Below are 3,598 nucleotides of genomic sequence, written 5' to 3'. Positions count from 1 at the left end.
TTGGTGCAGCTATGAACGGATTGAATCCGATCATTGAGTTCATGACATTTAATTTTTCTCTTGTAGCAATTGACCAGGTAATTAATGCAGCTTCAAAAGTACTCAGTATGAGTGGTGGTCAGTTTTCTTGTCCAATTGTTTTCAGAGGCCCTACAGGTAATGCCGGTCAGTTAGGCGCTCAGCATTCTCAGAATTTTGAGAACTGGTATGCCAATTGTCCAGGATTGAAAGTAGTAGTTCCCTCTACCCCGTATGAAGCAAAGGGATTGTTAAAACAAGCTATTATCGATCCAGATCCAGTAATCTTCATGGAATCTGAAGTAATGTATGGTGATAAAGGAGAGGTGCCTGAAGAAGAATATTATATTCCAATTGGCAAAGCCAATATTGTAAAAGAAGGTACTGATGTTACCATTGTGACATTTGGTAAAATGCTTTCAAGAGTTGTAATGCCTGCTGTTGAAGAGCTAACCAAAGAAGGAATTAATGCAGAAGTAATCGATTTACGTACGGTTCGCCCTATCGATTACGATACTGTGATCAATTCTGTTAAAAAAACAAATCGTATGGTATTTGTTGAGGAAGCCTGGCCATTAGGATCAATTGCAACTGAAGTTGCATTTAAGGTTCAGAAAGATGCTTTTGATTTCCTTGATGCACCGGTTCTGCGCGTTGCATGTGCCGATGTACCATTGCCATACGCACCAACTTTGATTAATGAGGCACTTCCGAATGCAGAAAAGGTAATTAAAGCTGTAAAGAGCGTTCTTTATAAGGAAGCATAAAAAAAGATTTTATTTTAAAAAAGCATCCTGAATTCAGGATGCTTTTTTTTTGAGTTATTAGAGCGTGATCTGTCTTTTAATGCTTTCTTCAAGAGATATTAGAGTCTCTGTTCGCTGTATGCCTTTAACCCCCTGAATATCTTCATTCAAAACTTGTCTCAAATGGTTGGTATCCCTGCAAATTATCTTAGCAAACATACTGTATGAGCCGGTTGTGTAGTGAAGTTCAACTACTTCTTTTATTTTTTTTAGATTTTCTACAGCATCCTTATACTGTGACCCTTTTTCAAGGTATATCCCTAAAAATGCGCATATATCATACCCAATTCTCTGAGGATCAATTATTAAATGTGATCCCTTGATGATATCCATGTCTTGCATCTTTTTCATTCTCACATGGATGGTTCCGCCAGAAACAATCAGTTTCTTTGCAATTTCTGTGTAAGGAATTGTTGCATCTTCCATCAGAATAGATAAAATCTGAGTGTCTAGATTGTCAAGTTCGAAATTTTGGCTCCGGTTTTCCATTTGGCATTAATGAATTGTTAATAATTGCGCAATATAATTATAGTTTATGTAAAAATTAAAATAGTTTATTAAAATATTTGTAAAAATTTAGCTATTGATTACATTTGTAATAAGCAATTGATAATTAATTGCTTACACACTGTAGGGTGGTGAAATTTGGCAGACACACCTCCTCGTCTCGGTGGCGAAGATTTGGGAAATACTGTAACAGGGAAATAACTGCTTCGTGAAGGTTCGACTCCTTCCCCTACAGCAAACCTTATAAACAGGTTTATAATTGGTTAGTTTAGATAAGCTCCTGCCCATCAGGAGCTTATTTATTTTACATGAATTTTGTTCTATTCCCTAGGATGCCTCATCGAAGATTATTAACAGGTTTGAAATTTGAGCTTCAAAAATCTATCTTGAATTACTAATTATTTAGTAAATCAACACATTAATTAAAAATTTAATAAAAATTAAAATAAATTGTTAATAAATTTGCAAGGAATAGTGCATTTACTTACATTTGTATCAAGCAATCAGAAAATAATTGCTTACACACTGTAGGGTGGTGAAATTTGGCAGACACACCTCCTCGTCTCGGTGGCGAAGATTTGGGAAATACCGTAACAGGGAAATAACTGCTTCGTGGAGGTTCGAATCCTTCCCCTACAGCAAACCTTATTCAACAGGTTTATAATTGGTTAGTTTAGATAAGCTCCTGCCCATCAGGAGCTTATTTATTTTACGATTATTTTTTAAATTGTTATAGTTCCATTTATGTTTTCTTGCCCCCTTGTATATCTATACACCAGATTTGATGAAAAATTGTTATGAGCTGAAATTATTAAGCAATTTTATATTCTGTTTTCAGAATGAATTCCTTTAAAACAACAAAAGCGATCGTTTATGATCGCTCTATGTAGCCCGTAGGGGTAAGCATAGATTGTTGTTCTTTAAATTTGTCACTTAAATATAACGAAATATTCTTACCTATTAATAATCAAATAGTTATATATTCAAAAATCTCTGAAATATAATCCCACCTTATCCCGTACTAACGTTATTTAATTAACAGGGGCTGTACTGTAATACAGTCCCTGTGTTTTTGGGCTTTAGAAATTATTTTTACGTTACTGCCAACCTGGATTCTGTTTCAGTTGGGGGTTTAGAGCAATTTCATTCACTGGCAAAGGCCACAAATAATCTTTGCCCGGATTGAACCTCCTGTTAGCAGAAGATTGCAACAATATATAGTTATCCGGAGTTAGATTCGGTTTTGAAGTCGCGAAGCCTATTTCGGTCTTAAAGAAAAAACTACCCAAAATAGCTTTAGGAAGTTCTATTTCAGCTGTTTTCCAGCGAACTAAGTCCCAATACCGGAATCCTTCCATAGCAAGTTCTACCCTACGTTCACGCCGAAGCTCTTTTTGCATGTTCAAGCCATTAATTTGAACAAAATTATTACTGAGATTTGGCAATCCTGCCCGCTTACGTAAAAGGTTGATGCTCGCATTGAGCTCTGTATCTGAAATAGATCCATTAAGTTCATAAAGAGCCTCAGCATATGTTAAAAGAACTTCAGCATACCGCATAATCGGATAGTCTATAAACGTATTCGGGGTACCCACTGTGTTTGGATCTACAAACTTGCGTGGAGCAAATGCGGTTGAGTGATAAACTAGCGTAGGCCCTTGGAAAGGTACACTATAAAAAAAGATATCTCCAGCTTTCATTACAGTGGCGTTCAACCGCTCATCCCGGTCAGCAAATGTTTTAGAAAAAGTGGTAGGCGCGGTATATCGAGGCGAAATTTCAATTGGAAGTCCGTCTTTCATTAGATAAGCGTCTACCAGTGCCTTGGTCGCATTCGTTGCGCCATTTACAAGTGATAATCCACTATAACTGGAAATATTGTCAGCATTACTTTTACCGTATTGCCGTACAATTATATTCTCTCTATTCTGACGCCCATCACCTTGATTCTGAAAAAGCCCAAAATAGCTGTTAAACAGCTGATGTTCACCACTCTCCATAACTTTTTTTGAAGTGGTTACTGCTAATAATAGATGTTTATTTGGATCTCCGTACTGGTGAAACTTTGAACGGGTACCCTCAAATAAAGCGACCCTTGCTTTAAACGCTAATGCAGCCGTATTGGTAATACGGCCATATTCTGCCGTCCCTAAGCTAGTAGGTGTAGGAAGGTTTGTAATAGCATAATCTAAATCAGCATAAATCGCCTCGTATACCTCTCCCCTAGGTGCACGCGGCGCCGTTAACTCAGGAGAATCTTCTTTTAA

3 protein-coding genes and 1 tRNA gene are annotated in these 3,598 nt (G+C 37.0%); 2 read left to right on the top strand and 2 right to left on the bottom strand.

Features of this window, described 5'->3' with window-relative positions; all coding sequences use genetic code 11:
- A partial coding sequence (locus ACIQZ6_RS12395; RefSeq protein ID WP_395811560.1) for an alpha-ketoacid dehydrogenase subunit beta occupies positions 1 to 785 on the top strand: 785 nt, incomplete at its 5' end.
- A 57-nt stretch (positions 786 to 842) separates the two neighbouring features.
- Here ACIQZ6_RS12395 and ACIQZ6_RS12390 read toward each other — a convergent pair.
- Positions 843 to 1,313, bottom strand: a complete 471-nt coding sequence (locus ACIQZ6_RS12390) for an Lrp/AsnC ligand binding domain-containing protein (protein WP_395811558.1) — start codon at positions 1,311 to 1,313, stop codon at positions 843 to 845.
- 544 nt (positions 1,314 to 1,857) lie between these two features.
- Here ACIQZ6_RS12390 and ACIQZ6_RS12385 point away from each other — a divergent pair.
- Positions 1,858 to 1,970, top strand: a tRNA-OTHER gene (locus tag ACIQZ6_RS12385).
- Between the two features lie 458 nt (positions 1,971 to 2,428).
- Here the strand turns inward: ACIQZ6_RS12385 and ACIQZ6_RS12380 are convergent.
- Positions 2,429 to 3,598 (bottom strand): RagB/SusD family nutrient uptake outer membrane protein (locus ACIQZ6_RS12380; RefSeq protein ID WP_395811556.1); only part of this gene is annotated, 1,170 nt, incomplete at its 5' end.

Source organism: Daejeonella sp. (genome assembly GCF_044348475.1).
Lineage (GTDB): Bacteria > Bacteroidota > Bacteroidia > Sphingobacteriales > Sphingobacteriaceae > Daejeonella.
This window is presented reverse-complemented; position numbering and strand designations above follow the sequence as displayed.